Raw genomic sequence first — 17,481 nt, forward strand, 5'->3', positions numbered from 1 at the left:
GTGTTTGGCTTGTTCTTTAGTCTCTCTATGAAGACGTGTCTCTTGTTATCAAGAGTCTGAAAGAACTAGGCGGTTTTGGTGACACCTTTTGCTTCTTTTTCGTCTTCATCAGCAAGGTCGATATCGCCTTTGCCTTTTGAAATTTTGATAACGTAAGCCGCAACACCGAATGCACTCACCACACCGATGATGGTTGAAAGTTGCATTGGCAGACCGAAGCCCAGTTGGCTATTGTTCAGGATGAATGTGATACACACAGATGTCATGAAGATAGCTGGAACCGTGGTTACCCAGTGCAATTTATTGTGACGAAGTAGGTAAGCCGAAGCTGTCCATAGCATCATTACTGCTGTTGATTGGTTAGCAAAACCGAAGTAACGCCAGATGATACCGAAATCAACTTGAGTCAGGATGCCACCAAGAACGAACAATGGGAGAGCCATCAGTAGGCGGTTACGCAGTGTTTTCTGTTCCATGTTGAAGTATTCAGCAAGGATAAGACGGCTTGAACGGAATGCAGTGTCGCCAGAAGTGATAGGTAAGATAACCACGCCAAGGAAAGCAAGGATACCGCCAAATACACCCAGTAGGCCAAATGAAGCGCTGTAAACTACGTTACCAGGGCCACCGTTTGCAATCGCGTCAGATAGAGACTCAACTGAACCGAAGAATGACAGAGCAAGTGCACACCAAATTAGGGCGATGATGCCTTCACCAATCATTGCACCGTAGAATACGAAGCGACCGTTCTTTTCGTTTTCCATACAACGAGCCATCAGTGGTGACTGAGTTGCATGGAAGCCAGAGATAGCACCACAAGCGATGGTGATAAATAGAGCAGGCCAAAGCGGTAGATCGTTAGGGTTCATGTTGGTGAACATGTCTTTCATCTCAAAGCCACCCATGATTTGGTGCTCGTCAGATAAACCAATCGCAGTGATTAGACCAACAGACATAAAGATAAGCAACGCACCGAATAGTGGGTAGAAGCGACCAATGATTTTATCGACAGGGACAATCGTTGCGACGATGTAGTAGGCAAAAATGATAACAACCATAGTCGTTGTAGACATTGCGAAATCAGTTTGGTCGTTCACTAAGGTAGTGATCATGCCTGCTGGAGCAGAAACGAATACAACACCAACCAGAAGTAGTAGAACAATGGCAAAGATGTTCATAAAGTGTTTTGCGCCATTGCCTAGGTAACGTCCAGTGATGGTTGGAACCGAAGCACCACCATTACGGATAGATAACATACCTGAGAAGTAGTCGTGTACTGCACCTGCGAAGATACAACCTAGCACGATCCAAAGCATTGCTGCTGGGCCGTAAAGGGCACCCATGATTGGGCCGAAGATTGGACCTACACCTGCAATGTTAAGCAGTTGAACTAGGTAAACCTTTGGAGTCGACATTGGAACGTAGTCCACGCCATCTTGCTTAGTATGAGCTGGTGTTTGACGCTTTTCATTGATACCGAAAATTTTCTCGATAAAGGCACCGTAAATAAAGTAGCCACCAATGAGTGCTGCAACACAGGTAAGAAACCACATCATAATTTGTTATCCCTGAATGTATTAATTAAGTCAGGGTGTATATTAAAGGAGTCGATGAGAAGAAACTTCCGCTACGAGAGTGAGTGGTCGAATAGTCAATTTAGTGGTGCTATAACTGATTGAGTGGTTTGTTACCGGCCGAAAGCGGCGAAGATTAGACAATGAGTGGACATCGGTTGGTGTTCAGCGGAGAATCACAAACAAAGCAATGCTTCGTCAGGAAGTGGTTCAGTAAAAATAAAGGATTGAAATGAAAAAAATAATCGCACTATTCGCTGTAGCATTTAGCCTTGCAGGATGCAGCGCCAATGTTCAAGACTTAGCGGCTGAAGGTAATTGGCAAGAGATCGGCTACCGTGACGGTATTAAAGGGCACACTCAGCGTTCGTATTCAGATATGACTGAGCTTGGTGCTGTTGATCAAGCCAGTTACACAGAAGGTTATCACCTAGGCGTGACTGAATATTGTAATCCTAATCATGCTTATCAGATCGGCTTATCTGGTCAGGTGTATGAAGGCGTGTGTTCTGGTACGGAAGATGCTCAACGTTTTCGCATGGAATGGCAGCGTGGCTGGGATGAGTTCTCAAACGACTACTAAGCTCAAGTTAGCGATTAAAAATTAAAAACTAAAAAGACCAGTGCCGTATGTGTACTGGTCTTTTTGTCTGTCGTTAAAGTCGCTGTCTAGATGAGAAGCTACAAATCAAATTGAGATTACTGATTATTCTCGACTGCTTTTCTCAAGAAACCATTTTGTTGATCAAGCTGAGCCTTGGCTGATTCTAAATCCAGCCCTGTCAGAATCATCAAAATAGACAGCTTCACATCATAATCGGTCGTTTTAAGTGTTGAAACAGCACGGGCTTTGTCACACTCAGTAGCTTGGATTACGATACGAGCAGCACGAGCAACCAACTTTTCATTAGTCGCTTTTACATCGACCATCAGATTCTGGTAGCTCTTGCCAATGCGAATCATGCTCGCAGTCGTTAGCATGTTGAGAACCAATTTTTGCGCGGTACCTGATTTTAATCGTGTGGAACCGGTCAATGCTTCTGGGCCAACCACTGGGCTTATCGCGATTTGAGCAATCTCAGCAATTGGAGAGCCAGGGTTACAAGACAGCGCAACTGTGACTGCACCAACCTGATTCGCATAGTTGAGTGCACCAATTACGTAAGGTGTGCGGCCACTGGCAGCTATGCCTACCACGACATCATTTTCTGAAAACTGAATCGCTTTTAGATCTTCAATACCAAGAGTCAACGAGTCTTCCGCTCCCTCCTTGGCTTTCAAAATTGCTTCTGGTCCGCCTGCAATTAGCCCGATCACCATTTTGTCAGAAACCCCAAAAGTTGGAGGACATTCTGAGGCATCTAATACGCCCAATCGACCACTTGTGCCCGCACCCATATAAATCAGTCGGCCACCGTTTTGAAAAGCGTGAGCGATTTTATCAACGGCTAGAGCGATCTGTGGCAGCTCTACTTCGATCGCCAATGGAACTTGCTTGTCTTGTTGATTAATCTTTTCGACCACTTCGAGAGAGGTGAGTAGATCAATATCCATAGTGTCAGGGTTTCTCCCCTCCGAAACGAGGTGCGAGAGCGCTGATATGAGAGCGTCGTTACTCATAATGATCCTTAAATGGTGATTCTAAAATGATGGTTCTAAACTTGTTTAGACAGCACCGCGAAGTCAGTCTTGTGACTAAGTTAGCTGCGCTATCAAATTAATTTGCACGATAGAGAACGCCTAGAGAGGCCGCTCTGCTTGCGCCAGTCACTTCTGGTAAATTGCTTGGAAGTTGGTGAACATGACGTTGAGCAAGCCATGCAAAGGCTATGGCTTCCATATAATCGGCATCAACGCCTTTACTGGTCGTCGACTCAACTTCCCAACTAGGAAGCAGTTCAGACAGTCTCTTCATCAACAATGGATTTCTTGTACCGCCGCCACACACATACAGCGCAGGTTGGTCACCCAAGCGATAAGTCTCCACTTCATTGGCTATCGTCAATGCGGTGTATTCACAAAGTGTGCGCTGAACATCTTCTGCTGCAAGGTCTTTAAATTTTGTTAATTGTTGCTCTAGCCAAGGTAGGTTGAACAGTTCTCTACCAGTACTTTTCGGTGGCATTTGAGATAGATAAGATTCACTTAGAAGCTGTTCGAGCAAGGCTTGATTCAGTTGGCCTTTTAGTGCGAACTGCGCATCACGGTCAAACTTCTCACCCGTGTGTTTATCTACCCAAGCGTCCATCAACATATTGCCCGGGCCAGTATCATAGCCAAGCGTAGGATGATTAGGGCGCAGTACTGAAATGTTCGAGATACCACCAATATTCAAGACCACAACCGAGCTGTCTTGCGGGTGAAAAATCGTATGGTGAAACGCTGGTACTAATGGCGCCCCTTGTCCGCCAAGCGCCATGTCTTTACGTCGGAAATCAGCGACTGTTTGAATCTGCGTTTTAGCGGCAATGATATTGGCATCGCCTAGCTGTATGGTGAATGGTGAATCACCCGTTGGCTGATGGAATACCGTTTGGCCATGATTACCAATGGCTGTCACAGCTGATGTTAGAGTATCTGACTTTTTGAGCAGCTGCAGAACCGCATCAGCAAATAGGTGACCAAGCTGGTGGTCTAATTCGCCAATAGCAATCAAATCCGTTTTCTGACCAATACAAACTTCAAGCAGACGCGCTTTGAGCTCATCAGGCATCGGGAACTCATCATGAGCAAGCAGTGTGATGCTATCGTCTTCAATCGAGACTAACGCTGTATCAACACCGTCCATACTCGTTCCCGACATCACACCGATATACAGTTCTTTATGATCCATTCCTAAGCTCTTGCCCTGCATTCTTAAAGTCTTCCACAGATTGGTTTAAAAACATTGTAAAGCAAATTTAAAGAGAATAATCTCGGGAAGTTTATGAAATTAGGTTTAATAAGGGATAAATATGGGACCGTTGTGGGTAGATGTTGCGGGCTATGAGCTGACAGCTGAAGACAGAGAAATTTTAGAGCATCCAACCGTTGGTGGTCTCATCTTATTTGCTCGAAACTACCACGATAGCAAACAGCTTTCGGCGTTAAACAAAGAGATCCGCAAGGTAGCGAAACGTCCTATTTTGATTGGTGTTGACCAAGAAGGTGGCCGAGTTCAGCGCTTCCGTGATGGCTTTTCAATTATCCCTGCCGCTCAAGAATTCGCGACTAAGAATAATGGTGAGCAGTTAGCAGAACAAGCCGGTTGGCTGATGGCGGCAGAATTGATTGCCCATGATATCGATCTGAGCTTTGCGCCCGTATTAGATAAAGGTCACGACTGTAAAGCGATTGGTAGCCGAGCGTTTGGTGAAGATATTGATACTATCGTTCGCCACAGTAGTGCTTTTATTAAGGGCATGAAATCGGTTGGAATGGCGACAACAGGGAAGCACTTCCCAGGACACGGCGGTGTGATTGCTGACTCTCACTTAGAAACGCCTTACGATCCTAGAGACGATATATTTGAAACCGACATGGCCATCTTCAAGGCTCAAATTGAAGCTGGAATATTAGATGCCATGATGCCAGCACACGTGGTTTTCTCTCACTATGATGATCAACCAGCGAGTGGCTCTGAGTATTGGTTACAGAAAGTATTGAAGCAGCAGCTTGGATTCAAAGGCTTGGTGTTCTCTGATGACCTAACTATGGAAGGCGCTGCCATTATGGGTGGGCCAGCTGATAGAGCGAAGGCTGCTCTAAATGCGGGGTGTGACATGGTGCTGATGTGTAATAAGCGAGATGCACAAATTGAGGCTCTTGATCATTTAGCGATTCAAGAGGTGCCTTTAGCCAATTCATTGCTTAAAAAGCACAGCTTTGATTTATCGACGCTTCACTCGGATAGTCGATGGAAAAAGGCCTCAGAGCAAATTAAGCGAATGTTAAACGCTGGGTGATAAATAAACACTCTATAAGTTTGAAGAAGGCGATATGAGAAATATCGCCTTTTTTGTATGCGTGGGGCGAGATTTAAACTGGTTTGTGTATCAGAGTGAATTAAAGAGGGTGTGTAAATTTAAATTTACAGTAAATGTTTTTTATTGTTTACACTTGCAATCGTTTTTGTAGCTGTTATTGTGTTTTTAAAGATTGTTAGCCCAAATGGAAATATTGGGTGTAAAAATATATATACAGGTTGAGTTATGCAAAAAAGTGAATTAAGCAATGTCAATATCATCGACGAACAGGTACTGATTACTCCAGAGGAGTTAAAAGCGAAATTACCTTTGAGTGATAATGCTCGTCGTTTCATTCAAGAATCTCGTGAAACGATTGCGAATATCATTCATAAGAAAGATCATCGCATGCTTGTAGTATGTGGCCCATGTTCTATCCATGATATTGAAGCTGCGAAAGAATACGCGAAACGCTTAAAAGCTTTATCAGAGCAGCTTAGCGACCAACTGTATATTGTAATGCGTGTCTACTTTGAGAAGCCTCGTACCACTGTTGGTTGGAAAGGCTTGATCAATGACCCTCACCTAGATGGCACTTTCGATATTGAGCATGGTTTGCATGTTGGTCGTGAGCTACTTGTTGAACTCGCTGAGATGGAAATTCCACTAGCGACAGAAGCACTAGATCCAATCAGCCCGCAATACTTAGCAGATACATTCAGCTGGGCAGCAATCGGCGCTCGTACGACTGAATCACAAACTCACCGCGAAATGGCGAGTGGTCTTTCAATGCCAATCGGTTTTAAAAACGGTACAGACGGCAACTTGGGTACTGCAATCAATGCAATGCAGGCGGCTTCTTCTAGCCACCGTTTCATGGGTATCAGCCGTGAAGGACAAGTTGCACTACTCACGACTCAGGGTAACCCAAATGGCCATGTGATTTTACGTGGCGGTAAGCAGACTAACTACGATTCAGTATCAGTACATGAATGTGAGCAAGAGCTGGGTAAATCTAACTTAGAGGCTGCGTTAATGGTCGACTGTAGCCACGCAAACTCTCGCAAAGATTTCCGACGTCAGACGTTAGTAGCTGAAGATGTCATTCACCAGATTCGTGAAGGTAACAATTCTATTATTGGCTTAATGATTGAGAGCCATATTAACGAAGGAAACCAATCTTCAGATATACCTCTCGATGAGATGAAATACGGTGTATCTATTACCGACGCATGTATCAATTGGGATTCAACTGAGGCACTATTGAAGCATGCACATACGGAATTAGTCCCGTTCTTAGAGAACCGCTTGAAAGGTTAGTCAGAGTTTAAATTTAAGTGCCTCATCTAATGGGGCATTTTAAGATCTGTCGCTAACGAACCTGCGTCAATGCGGGCTTTTAGATTAGTACGGGCTTATAGATTAGTAAGGAATAAAATGGCCGTTGAACTGAACGAATTACGCGACCAAATCGATGCTGTCGATAAACAAATGTTGGATTTACTGGCTCAACGACTGGCTCTAGTAGAGAAAGTCGGCGAAGTGAAAAGTGAACATGGTTTACCTATTTATGTACCGGAACGTGAAGCCGCGATGTTGGCATCTCGTCGTCAAGAAGCCGAGAGAATAGGGGTTCCGCCACAGTTAATCGAAGATATTTTGCGTCGTACGATGCGTGAGTCTTATGCCAGTGAAAAAGATTCTGGTTTTAAGTGTCTTAACCCAGAGTTGCGTTCAGTGGTTATCGTTGGTGGTAATGGTCAACTTGGCGGCCTGTTTGGCCGTATGTTCAAGCTTTCTGGTTACGAAGTAAAAATTCTTGGCAGCCAAGATTGGGATAGAGCCGATGAGATCTTAGATAATGCCGGTCTTGTGGTTGTTACGGTTCCAATTCACCTAACGGAAGGTGTGATTGCGAAGCTAGGTAACCTAGCAAGCGATTGTATTCTTTGTGATTTGACGTCGATTAAATCAAAGCCTCTACAAGCCATGATGAACATGCACCAAGGCCCTGTAGTTGGATTACACCCAATGTTTGGTCCTGATGTTCCAAGCCTTGCGAAACAAGTGATTGTTTACAGTGATGGACGTGGTTCTGAAAGCTACCAATGGTTGCTGAATCAATTTGGTATCTGGGGCGCTAGCCTGTGCCAAATGGATGCTGCTGAACACGACCATGGTATGACTTTGATTCAAGCACTTCGCCACTTCACCTCTTTTGCTTACGGCTTACACCTGAGTAAAGAGAACCCGAACATCGACCAGCTTTTGAAGTTAAGCTCACCAATCTACCGTCTTGAGATTGCGATGGTGGGTCGTCTGTTTGCTCAAGACCCGAACTTGTACGGTGATATCATTCTTTCTTCAGATGAGAATATTGAGATGATTCGACGTTTCCATAGTCGTTTCGGTGAAGCATTAGAAATCTTGGATGGGAAAGATAAAGCCAAGTTCGTTGATAGCTTTAATCAAGTCAGTGATTGGTTTGGCGACTACTCGCAGCAGTTCTTGCAAGAGAGTCAAAATCTTTTAAAGCAAGCACATGACTCGATTCATCGTGGCTAATCACTATTTGAAATCATAAAAAAAAGAGCGACCTGATGGTCGCTCTTTTTGTTTGTGCTGAACGCTATGAAAGCATTTGGCCTGCAGTAGTCTAAAAGCAATTAGATCATCATAGGCCAAACCAACAGATCTTAGCCATTAACAAATAGTTATTCATTAACAACTAGTTAGTCGTGATAGGTTTTTTGCTCTCTTCACTCGATACCGTGTCGATGGTTGAACTGATGTAAGGCACGTTAGTCAGGTTGATCTGCAAGCGAACCACATTATCAATCAGTTGAACCAGTGGGCCCCATTTAACCTTTTTCTCTTTCTCGAACACGTAGTTGAAGTTCTCTGGTGTCCAATCCATCAAGTATTGAGGGTTTAGTGAACGACCAAGGAAGCGTACTTCGTAATGCAAATGTGGCCCGGTTGAGTTACCTGAGTTGCCACAGCTAGCAATCACATCACCTTTACTCACAAACTGACCGCTGCGTACTTTGAATTTTTGTAGGTGTGCGTAAGAACTCATGAAACCAAACGAGTGACGCATAGTAATAAAGTTACCGAAGCCTTTTTTACTTGGGCGTACCGTTTCAATGACTCCATCGGCGGGCGCTACAATATCTTCACCACGTTTACACGTAAGGTCGATGCCAGTATGTACATGGCGTTTACCTGAAATAGGGTTAGTGCGGCTACCATAAGAAGAAGAGATACGTTGATAAGCCATCGGACTGTCGTTTGGAATCAAGCGAAACATCGTGGCTCTTACTGCTGAATCTACCGCAGCCGCATCAATGCGATCTTCTAAAGAGACGTCATCGGTAAGCAGCTCTTCATCGGCAAGGCCAAGCACGGATTCCACATCAAATACACGTTTACCAAGCAGTTGAATAGTGCCTTCTTTCTCGGTGAGTGTTTGCGATAACGAGTGATTGGTTTCTACCTGTTCAGCGTAAAGAAACTCGGTTTGCTCTTTTTCAACAATCAGCGTTTCAATCAATTGTTGTGCATCGCCCGCTTGCATCGCGAGTTCTTGTTTACCTTCGACGTGCATGTATGCAGCTCCGCCAATTAACAGCGGTACTGAAAAAATGGCAGTGGTGCACATGAGCACGGCTTTTCGGCCGAAGTAAAACGTCTGTTCCCCATTGTTAGAGGGAATAGTAATGGAAATTTTTTTAGACATGGTTCTGTATTAACTAAATGCTTCTAATAGAAAAAAGGGTAATGGAGATATTATTCCTGACCCAAATCGGTAAGGTGTTCAATCTCTCTATAAAGCAGTTCATCATCGCCGACATTAAGCTCAACAAGGCGCTTAAGGTGGCTAATACTATCAATATCTAAATGCTCTATGCGTAAACGCATTGAGGTATTGATGGTAGAGACTATCGTTGCTTCTAACTGAATATTGATATCACTGTTGGTGAGCTTAAAGCTGACTTGAACAGGAATATCATGGCTGAGTTGCTGCCATTTATCACACTGAATGAGTAAACCATGAAGAGATAAGTCTTGCACCGAGCCTGATACATTTACTTGTCCTTGTGAGATCTCAGTCGGGACTTGATAAATAACTCGTGAAAATTGACGTCTTTCAAGCATAGGTAATTTCTCTATATCAATAGGTAAATAGTAAGCCAGATATATCAAAGGCCGCTATTATCGCGGCCTTTGTTCAAAATACAAGCTAATTTACTTAGCAATACGCTTGTACTTGATACGGTGCGGTTCAGCCGCTTGTGCGCCCAGAGTCTTTTTCAGCCACTCTGTGTATTCAGTATAGTTACCTTCGTAGAAGTTAACTTGACCTTCATCACGGTAGTCTAAGATATGGGTCGTAATACGGTCAAGGAACCAACGGTCATGCGAGATAACCATTGCACAGCCAGGGAACTCAAGCAGCGCTTCTTCAAGTGCACGTAGAGTTTCGACATCAAGGTCATTGGTTGGTTCATCGAGTAGCAGTACGTTGCCGCCCGCTTTCAGCAGTTTAGCAAGGTGAACACGGTTACGTTCACCACCAGAAAGCTGACCGATGATTTTCTGTTGGTCGTTGCCTTTGAAGTTGAAACGAGAGCAGTATGCACGAGCAGGGATTTCGAAGTTGTTGATCTTAATGATATCAGCGCCTTCAGAGATCTCTTGGAATACTGTTTTAGTGTCGTCCATGCTGTCACGGAACTGATCAACAGAAGCAAGCTTAACCGTTTCGCCAAGTTCAACTGTACCTGAATCTGGCTGTTCAGCACCACTTAGCATCTTAAACAGTGTTGATTTACCTGCACCGTTGGCACCAACGATACCAACGATAGCGCCTTTAGGCATGCTGAATGATAGGTCGTCGATAAGAACGCGATCACCAAATGACTTCGTTAGGTTCTTAACTTCAAGTACCTTGTCACCTAAACGCTCACCTGGCGGGATGAACAGTTCGTTGGTTTCGTTACGCTTCTGGTATTGGCCAGTCGTTAGTTCTTCGAAACGAGCCATACGAGCTTTAGATTTAGCTTGACGACCTTTAGGGTTTTGACGAACCCACTCAAGTTCTTTCTCGATCGTCTTTTGACGTGCGCTTTCACCTGATTTCTCTTGCTTCAGACGCTCATCTTTTTGCTCTAGCCAAGATGTGTAGTTACCTTCCCATGGGATACCTTCACCACGGTCAAGCTCAAGAATCCAGCCTGCAGCGTTATCTAAGAAGTAACGGTCGTGGGTAATTGCCACAACAGTACCGCTGTAATCAACAAGGAAGTGCTCAAGCCAAGCGACTGATTCTGCATCCAAGTGGTTGGTTGGTTCATCAAGAAGCAGCATGTCAGGCTTCTCAAGAAGTAGACGACATATCGCAACACGACGACGCTCACCACCTGATAGGAATTCGATTTTCGCATCCCACTCAGGAAGACGAAGTGCGTCAGCAGCGCGCTCTAGAGCTGTTTCTAGATTGTGACCGTCTTTTGCTTGGATAAGTGCTTCAAGCTCGCCTTGCTCTTTAGCAAGAGCATCGAAATCAGCATCTGGTTCTGCATAAGCTGCATAAACTGCGTCGATACGCTTAAGTGCGTCTGCAACATCAGAAACCGCTTCTTCTACGATTTCACGCACTGTTTTTGATTCGTCTAGTACTGGCTCTTGCGGTAGGTAACCGACTTTAAGGCCTTGTTGTGCACGAGCTTCACCATCAATATCAGTATCAATACCAGCCATGATACGTAGTAGGGTAGATTTACCTGAACCATTTAGACCCAAAACACCGATTTTAGCGCCAGGAAAAAAGCTAAGAGAAATGTCTTTAAGAATTTGACGCTTAGGTGGAACAGTTTTGCTCACCCGAGACATGGTATATACGTATTCAGCCATTGCCGATCGATCCTAATTTATTATTCAAAATTGTCAGCTATTTTATACCAATATCCCCAAAGATGTTACTCCTAGGACAGAAAAGCCATTCTTGAACTAATCCTTACCTATTATTGTCACATTGGTCATTAAAACTATATTTAATAAGCTTCTGAGGCGAAGTGTTAAATATTAATAATATTTACACTCAAACTCTTTACATTTGATGTGATGTCGGGCGTAAATAGACTTCACGTATTCATACACGCACTAAGGAAAGAGCGAATGTTTTTCCGCATTGGTAATACGAAAATTGCTGTCGCTGCATCGGCAATTTTGTCTTCATTTTCACTGGCTCCGATGGCTATGGCTAGCAATGCCTCCGAGCTTGAAATGCAGCGTGATGTTTATGACAGAGCGCAAGAGGTTTTAGATAACCGTGATCTAGATGCTTACTCTGCGTTACGCAACAAAATTCAAACATATCCGTTAACGCCTTACACTGATTATCGAGCCTTTTTGTTAGGTTTGGGTGATCGAACACCTGCTGAAGTGGATACTTTTATTGAAAAGAATAAAGCCTTACCATTTTCGAATCGTATGCGTGCTCCTTATTTAGATTTATTGGCGGCTCAAAAACAGTGGAAGACGATCCTAGAGTTTCAAACCCAAGAGCCTGTTGGTGATAAATACCAGTGTATCTATTACCGAGCACATTATGAGCAAGGCAATCAAGAGCTCGCCTTCAAAGGCGCGAAACAGCTTTGGTTAAGTGGCAGTGGTGTTGATGACGCCTGCGATCCGCTTTTTGAAGGATGGGATGAAACTGGCTTAAGAACGGATGAGCTGATATTACAGCGAATGCTACTGGCATTTGATAAACGAAACGGCAAATTAATGACTTATCTGATCAAGCAATTAGATCATGATGAGGCAATTGCTCAAGCTAAGCAGATGAAGGCTTTGTTCAACAAGCCTGAAGATGTTCTTGTGTTTGCCAAAAAGCACCCTGCGAATGAATTTTACCAAGCTCAAACCGAGTTTGGTTTCGAGAAGCTGGCAAGGAAGTCAGCAAGCAGCGCTCAAGAGGTTTTTGATGATGTTGTGAAAGCTCAAAAGTTATCTAAAGAAAAATCCCAAGAGTTAGCGGATTACCTCACGTTCCGTTTGATCAACACCGACTCTAAAGAGTTGATGGCGTGGCGAGACAAAATGCTCGCGAGCTCATCAAAACAAGTCTTGTTGGAAAGACGTGCTCGCTTAGCTATTCAGCATGCAGATTGGACTGGCTTGAAAGAGTGGATTGCGCGCTTAGATGATAAGCATCAAGCTTCGCTTCGTTGGCAGTATTGGCAGGGCAGAGCTGAGATAGCTTTAGGTAATACTGCTGAGGGTAACAAACGACTGTCAGACATCTTGGGGCAGCGTAACTTCTATAGTGTGGCTGCGGCTAAGCAGTTAGGTAAGCCAGTTCAGTACCCAACATCAACACTCAAATACAACGCTGAAACAGTAAAACCATTCGAGACCTCTTTGGTTCGCATTGGCGAGTTGATTGACCGAGATAAAATTGCGGCCGCGAAGAGTGAGTGGCGTTGGTTGTTAACCAATGCTGATAAAGATCAGAAATCAATGCTCGCTGCTCATGCTGCGACACAGCATTGGAACCACTTTACAGTAACAGCGAGCATCTCGGCGAAGATGTGGGACAACATCGCGTTACGTTTCCCTGTTGCTCACAAGTGGTGGTTTAACTTCTACGCCGAAAAGCACGATATTGACCCAATCACTTTGATGTCTTTAGCGAGACAAGAGAGTGCGATGGATTCAGAAGCTCGCTCTCCTGTTGGCGCACGCGGCATCATGCAAGTCATGCCAAAGACCGCGCAATATACGGCTAAAAAACATAAAATTAAGTATCAGGGCAGCGATGATCTTTATAATGTCAGCAAGAATATTGAGATTGGTAGCCACTATCTAGATGGCCTACTAGCTCAATATGATAACAACCGTATTTTTGCATTTGCTGCTTATAATGCAGGCCCGAGTCGTGTGAAACAATGGCGTTCACGCAGCGATGAAAAGCTCGATGCATTTGCTTTTATCGAAATGATTCCATTCAAAGAGACTCGTGGTTATGTTCAGAATATCTTGATGTTTGAGACCTACTATCGAGATATCTTGGGTGAGAAAGGGATGTTTTTAGCGCCCCATGAGGCAGAAACGAAATACTAGGGGGGCGGTACTTTCTCCGAAGCTGAGTAATATTAAAGGCAGTGAGTGCGAACCAGTTCCACTTGCTGCCTTTTTACATTGGATCAAAGCAAGTGTTTCGGTATAAAGTGTTAAACGCTTTCAATCGTTAAGCGGCTACTTCAAGCCAAAATTTAAAAGTAAGTGTAGAGATATGGCATCACAACCTGAATATGAGAATTGGCAACAACTGATGGATTTGGTAAAAACAGCGGCTGAGAAAGATCAGCATGAACTGTTGTTGACCATGATGATGACTCCTGATGAGCGAGATGCTTTGGTCGCTCGAGTGAATATTCTTTGTGAACTCATGAAAGGGGAAATGTCACAAAGACAAGTGAGTCAAATGTTAGGTGTGGGTGTTGCTACGATCACGCGAGGCTCAAATGAGCTAAAGGCTAAATCTGAACAAGAGAAAGCGGCTATCGCAGAGTTGTTACTCAAATAAGTATTTTAAATAATAAGCCTTAAGAACTCGATAAAAACGCTAACCATAAGTTAGCGTTTTTTGTTTTTATTCCGCTCAGTGTTATTACATCTAGAGAGGCGAAATATCGTGTTTCTTAAACAAGACTAAGCAGGGAAGTGCTTAGGGTTTACAAATGGGATCAGCGCTAGGATTAAAGCTTGGCTATATACAGAACTGCGAGATAGTTGGTTATGTGTCAATAAGCCAATCGCACCGCCTTTTTGCTTTATGTTGTCGGTGCCGAATACTTCATCCATCACATCACCTAGCTCATTTGCATGCTGGAGTTTATCAAGCACTACAGGTGGCAGCATCAAGCTTGCGGAGCGAGATTCTCCTCGCTGACCGTTTGATTCAACGACCATCCAAGCAAATGTAACCTTTCCTTCTATTCCAGACTCTAATCCAACATAAAAATCTGCATCAGGTAGAGTTTGAGTTGCGTTGTGAACGCGATTTACTGCACCTTGATAGGTCTCGTCGTTGCTCATAGGTTGATCAGCGACACCACTAGGGACGCTGATGCCTTTGAATTCAAATTCAGTATCAGGAAAAGCAGATAAGAATGCACTTTTAACGGCGCTAATTTTAGCTGGGTTCAGCGATGCGATGATTACAGATTTCATGTATTGGATTCTTTTTGTTATCGATTAAATTGAGTTGATGTTTTCGGTACCATTCACTCAACTCTTCTAATGGCATAGGTTTACCAAAGTAATAGCCTTGCAGCATATCGCACTGTGCTTCTTGCAACCACTGATGCATGCCCTCAGTTTCGATCCCCTCTGCTGTAACCTTTTTCCCCTGAGCATGACATAACCCGATAACCGGTTTCACTATGTTCTGATTATCGGTCTCAATTAAGGTGTCTAAAAATGCTTTATCGAGCTTAATTTTTTGAGTTGGATACTGCACCAGTTGAGTGATAGAGGTGTAGCCAGATCCAAAGTCATCAATGGCTAATCGATAGCCCATATCAGAGAGTTCGTTAAGCAGCGGAAAACCTTCAGAGTTTGAGTAAAAGGTTTCGGTAATTTCAAAATCAATCAAACTTGGCGGAATTCGATTTAAATCGGCGTGCTCTTTGATGAAGTCAGCAAGATCAGTCGTTTCAATCCCAGCAGAAGATAAGTTAATCGACAACTGAATTGCGTGATCAAACTGAGCCTGAAGTCGATGAAAAGAAGCAAATGCATTCTGAATGACCCACTGATCAACCTGATCGAATAATCCTGTTTGCTCGGCAATGGGAATGAACTCATCGGGTGGAACCAAGCCTAGTTGCTTCGAATTCCAGCGTAATAAAACCTCTACACCAATAACATGGGTTCCTGTTGAATCCATATACGGCATGTAAACGAGCCTAAATTCATCATCAAAATTCTTGTCTCTGAGTGCGCGTTCAATGTTTGCCTGGCGTTGAATCGCTTTATCTAAATCACGTGAATAGTCAGCAAATTGATTTTTGCCAGCACGCTTGGCTTGGTACATCGCCGTATCAGCATGTGAGAGTAACTTCTCGATGGAGTGGCCATCATTAGGGTAGGTCGCAATACCAATACTGACCGTGATAGGAAAGTTTCCTGAATCGGTGACAAAGCCTTTTTGTAGTGGTGTCAGTAAGTCATCAGAGAATCGATGAGCAATGTTTCCTCGACGAGTTGGGGCGTTAATATAGACAACGAACTCATCTCCTGAGAGCCTAGCTGGCATACAATGGGCGTCAAATTCCGTTTTATAGTGGCTACAAATATCGGAAATACGCTGAGCAAAACTGACCAGAATTGAGTCGCCGATTTGATGCCCATATTTGTCGTTCACAAATTTGAAATTATCTAGGTCAAAGTAGAGAACCCAAGTTTCGGTATTCGAGCTAGGCTTGGGTAGTGATTGCTGAACGAACGTTTGAAATTGATGCCTATTGGCTATTTGGGTTAATTGATCATTCTCGGCCAATAGCTTGGTTTGTTGGTAGGTGTTATCTAACTCTTGGTACATGTCATAAAAACGCTGTGATAGGCGGCCAAGTTCATCACGAGTGCCTAAGCGTTGAATGTTCTTACGTTGTTTTTTTTCGACTTGCTGCAGTTGTCGGTCGAGTCGTGTTATCGGTGTAATCACACTACGAGATAAAAGCATAAGTAGCAGAGCTACGGTCACAAACGCGGATAGTGCAAAGGACAAGCTCAGCTTGTTCCAAATTGAGTCGAGCTTGTTCTCCAACAGGAATGGCGCAGGGTCTACAGTGGCGTATAGTTCTGGCGCAAGCTTGACTGAGTGAGTGACATTATTGTCCAGAGAAACCGCTATAGATGTGAAGAACAAGCTGGTTTGGTAGTCGAACTCTATTTGTTTTCTCAGCGCATTAAACTTGTCGAGAGAGACCGACACAACAACAAAGAACACATCGCTTGGTTGGGTGCTTGTGGTTGGGAAAATCGTTTTCTTGTCGACCTTCTCATAGTGCACCAACATCCCTTCGCCTTGAGAGCTTTGAATATAGTTGGTACTCGATATTTCTAGAGTATCTTGGTAGTAGTGGTCAACATACTCCAATATTTTGGTATCAATCTGAGTGCGTGAGTCGTTGTTATTATCGGCGTAGTATCTCAGTTTGCGATCACCGTTGAGAAGCGCTAACCCGGTATAGCTTTCATTGTCATCTTGCAGGAAATGTATGGCTTCTTGAAGGTTATTGACCAGCTCAAGATCGCGAGATAGGTTTTGCTCTGTGAGAAAGTAACGCTCTACCATGTCACTTTGAGTCAAGGTGTAAGAATAGCTATTGAGGAAGGAGCGAGACTGGCGAAAATACCCAGCTAACTTTTCCATATTCAGCTGAAGTGCGTTGTCTTCGCGTTTGATGAAACTGCTTTTCTGCGTTGAATAAATAATATAGCTAGAAGTAGCGGTACTGATCAGTATTACAGGGGTTATCAGTAGTAAGATTTTAGTACTTAGCTTCATAGTTAGTGACAACACTATTTATAAATTTAGCGCGTAAGTTTATGTTATTTAATGCTTACTCGCTATTAATTACACGTAGTTCGATGATTTCCTGTGAAGGGGGAAAGGTTTTGTCTTTATTGATAAAAAAGCCAATAGTGAGGTTTTTATTAGTAATATAGCTGAGCTAGGCAGGTTGGTAGGTGTGTACAGCCAGTGAAATAACCGAGTTATGTCTCAGGATAAGTAGTGTGAGTATTCCGTAGTACGAGTATATTTCACTAGCCGTTGTTTTAGTATTTGGCCTGCTGTGGGCCAAATACTTTTGGTAAGCTTTAGACTTATGCCAGCTTTAAACGTTTGTTCGCCAAAAACGTTTGTTCGTCAACAGCTTATATCC

14 protein-coding genes are annotated in these 17,481 nt (G+C 43.7%); 6 read left to right on the top strand and 8 right to left on the bottom strand.

Annotated features, from left to right (window positions below; translation table 11 throughout):
- Positions 1 to 65: 65 nt before the first annotated feature.
- On the bottom strand, positions 66 to 1,556 hold the full coding sequence (locus BCU75_RS02855) for a carbon starvation CstA family protein (protein ID WP_102472867.1): 1,491 nt from the start codon (positions 1,554 to 1,556) through the stop codon (positions 66 to 68).
- Between the two features lie 250 nt (positions 1,557 to 1,806).
- Here BCU75_RS02855 and BCU75_RS02860 point away from each other — a divergent pair, with 250 nt between their 5' ends.
- On the top strand, positions 1,807 to 2,157 hold the full coding sequence (locus tag BCU75_RS02860) for a DUF2799 domain-containing protein (RefSeq protein ID WP_102472868.1): 351 nt from the start codon (positions 1,807 to 1,809) through the stop codon (positions 2,155 to 2,157).
- A gap of 116 nt (positions 2,158 to 2,273) precedes the next feature.
- Here the strand turns inward: BCU75_RS02860 and murQ are convergent, their stop codons facing one another.
- The gene (gene murQ, locus BCU75_RS02865; protein ID WP_102472869.1) at positions 2,274 to 3,194 is read right to left on the bottom strand and encodes an N-acetylmuramic acid 6-phosphate etherase; all 921 of its coding nucleotides are present in this window, start codon (positions 3,192 to 3,194) and stop codon (positions 2,274 to 2,276) included.
- 97 nt (positions 3,195 to 3,291) lie between these two features.
- Positions 3,292 to 4,407, bottom strand: coding sequence for an anhydro-N-acetylmuramic acid kinase (locus BCU75_RS02870; RefSeq protein WP_102472870.1), 1,116 nt, complete (start codon positions 4,405 to 4,407; stop codon positions 3,292 to 3,294).
- A 121-nt stretch (positions 4,408 to 4,528) separates the two neighbouring features.
- Here BCU75_RS02870 and nagZ point away from each other — a divergent pair, with 121 nt between their 5' ends.
- The 3 genes from nagZ (at position 4,529) to tyrA (ending at position 8,083) form a co-directional block, all read left to right on the top strand.
- Complete coding sequence (gene nagZ / locus BCU75_RS02875) at positions 4,529 to 5,518, top strand: beta-N-acetylhexosaminidase (protein WP_004735045.1); 990 nt, start codon at positions 4,529 to 4,531, stop codon at positions 5,516 to 5,518.
- Between the two features lie 246 nt (positions 5,519 to 5,764).
- Positions 5,765 to 6,838: a 3-deoxy-7-phosphoheptulonate synthase gene (locus BCU75_RS02880; protein ID WP_102472871.1), complete on the top strand. Its 1,074-nt coding sequence runs from the start codon at positions 5,765 to 5,767 to the stop codon at positions 6,836 to 6,838.
- Between the two features lie 117 nt (positions 6,839 to 6,955).
- Positions 6,956 to 8,083 carry a bifunctional chorismate mutase/prephenate dehydrogenase gene (tyrA, locus tag BCU75_RS02885; protein WP_102472872.1) on the top strand — a complete coding sequence of 376 codons (1,128 nt, stop codon included), beginning with the start codon at positions 6,956 to 6,958 and terminating at the stop codon, positions 8,081 to 8,083.
- A 163-nt stretch (positions 8,084 to 8,246) separates the two neighbouring features.
- On the opposite strand, the gene BCU75_RS02890 is transcribed toward tyrA, so the two are convergent.
- From BCU75_RS02890 to ettA, 3 genes are all read right to left on the bottom strand, one after another.
- Complete coding sequence (locus BCU75_RS02890; RefSeq protein ID WP_102472873.1) at positions 8,247 to 9,257, bottom strand: M23 family metallopeptidase; 1,011 nt, start codon at positions 9,255 to 9,257, stop codon at positions 8,247 to 8,249.
- A gap of 50 nt (positions 9,258 to 9,307) precedes the next feature.
- The gene (locus BCU75_RS02895; RefSeq protein ID WP_102472874.1) at positions 9,308 to 9,676 is read right to left on the bottom strand and encodes a PilZ domain-containing protein; all 369 of its coding nucleotides are present in this window, start codon (positions 9,674 to 9,676) and stop codon (positions 9,308 to 9,310) included.
- A 90-nt stretch (positions 9,677 to 9,766) separates the two neighbouring features.
- Positions 9,767 to 11,434: an energy-dependent translational throttle protein EttA gene (ettA, locus tag BCU75_RS02900; RefSeq protein WP_102472875.1), complete on the bottom strand. Its 1,668-nt coding sequence runs from the start codon at positions 11,432 to 11,434 to the stop codon at positions 9,767 to 9,769.
- 264 nt (positions 11,435 to 11,698) lie between these two features.
- On the opposite strand from ettA, the gene sltY reads away from it, so the two are divergent.
- Positions 11,699 to 13,648: a murein transglycosylase gene (gene sltY / locus BCU75_RS02905; RefSeq protein ID WP_102472876.1), complete on the top strand. Its 1,950-nt coding sequence runs from the start codon at positions 11,699 to 11,701 to the stop codon at positions 13,646 to 13,648.
- 172 nt (positions 13,649 to 13,820) lie between these two features.
- Positions 13,821 to 14,114, top strand: a complete 294-nt coding sequence (gene trpR, locus BCU75_RS02910; RefSeq protein WP_065681757.1) for a trp operon repressor — start codon at positions 13,821 to 13,823, stop codon at positions 14,112 to 14,114.
- 125 nt (positions 14,115 to 14,239) lie between these two features.
- Here the strand turns inward: trpR and yjjX are convergent, their stop codons facing one another.
- Positions 14,240 to 14,761: an inosine/xanthosine triphosphatase gene (gene yjjX / locus BCU75_RS02915; protein WP_102472877.1), complete on the bottom strand. Its 522-nt coding sequence runs from the start codon at positions 14,759 to 14,761 to the stop codon at positions 14,240 to 14,242.
- The gene (locus BCU75_RS02920) at positions 14,724 to 17,102 is read right to left on the bottom strand and encodes a putative bifunctional diguanylate cyclase/phosphodiesterase (RefSeq protein WP_102472878.1); all 2,379 of its coding nucleotides are present in this window, start codon (positions 17,100 to 17,102) and stop codon (positions 14,724 to 14,726) included. Before BCU75_RS02920 ends, yjjX begins: the two co-directional genes overlap by 38 nt.
- Between the last annotated feature and the right edge of the window lie 379 nt (positions 17,103 to 17,481).

Source organism: Vibrio splendidus (assembly GCF_002873455.1).
Taxonomy (GTDB): Bacteria; Pseudomonadota; Gammaproteobacteria; order Enterobacterales; family Vibrionaceae; genus Vibrio; species Vibrio splendidus_J.

Bases quoted from the DNA above. Each gene is read 5' to 3' on its own strand.
- BCU75_RS02855 (WP_102472867.1), bottom strand. From the start codon at position 1,556: ATGATGTGGTTTCTTACCTGTGTTGCAGCACTCATTGGTGGCTACTTT.
- BCU75_RS02860 (WP_102472868.1), top strand. From the start codon at position 1,807: ATGAAAAAAATAATCGCACTATTCGCTGTAGCATTTAGCCTTGCAGGA.
- murQ (WP_102472869.1), bottom strand. From the start codon at position 3,194: ATGAGTAACGACGCTCTCATATCAGCGCTCTCGCACCTCGTTTCGGAG.
- BCU75_RS02870 (WP_102472870.1), bottom strand. From the start codon at position 4,407: ATGGATCATAAAGAACTGTATATCGGTGTGATGTCGGGAACGAGTATG.
- nagZ (WP_004735045.1), top strand. From the start codon at position 4,529: ATGGGACCGTTGTGGGTAGATGTTGCGGGCTATGAGCTGACAGCTGAA.
- BCU75_RS02880 (WP_102472871.1), top strand. From the start codon at position 5,765: ATGCAAAAAAGTGAATTAAGCAATGTCAATATCATCGACGAACAGGTA.
- tyrA (WP_102472872.1), top strand. From the start codon at position 6,956: ATGGCCGTTGAACTGAACGAATTACGCGACCAAATCGATGCTGTCGAT.
- BCU75_RS02890 (WP_102472873.1), bottom strand. From the start codon at position 9,257: ATGTCTAAAAAAATTTCCATTACTATTCCCTCTAACAATGGGGAACAG.
- BCU75_RS02895 (WP_102472874.1), bottom strand. From the start codon at position 9,676: ATGCTTGAAAGACGTCAATTTTCACGAGTTATTTATCAAGTCCCGACT.
- ettA (WP_102472875.1), bottom strand. From the start codon at position 11,434: ATGGCTGAATACGTATATACCATGTCTCGGGTGAGCAAAACTGTTCCA.
- sltY (WP_102472876.1), top strand. From the start codon at position 11,699: ATGTTTTTCCGCATTGGTAATACGAAAATTGCTGTCGCTGCATCGGCA.
- trpR (WP_065681757.1), top strand. From the start codon at position 13,821: ATGGCATCACAACCTGAATATGAGAATTGGCAACAACTGATGGATTTG.
- yjjX (WP_102472877.1), bottom strand. From the start codon at position 14,761: ATGAAATCTGTAATCATCGCATCGCTGAACCCAGCTAAAATTAGCGCC.
- BCU75_RS02920 (WP_102472878.1), bottom strand. From the start codon at position 17,102: ATGAAGCTAAGTACTAAAATCTTACTACTGATAACCCCTGTAATACTG.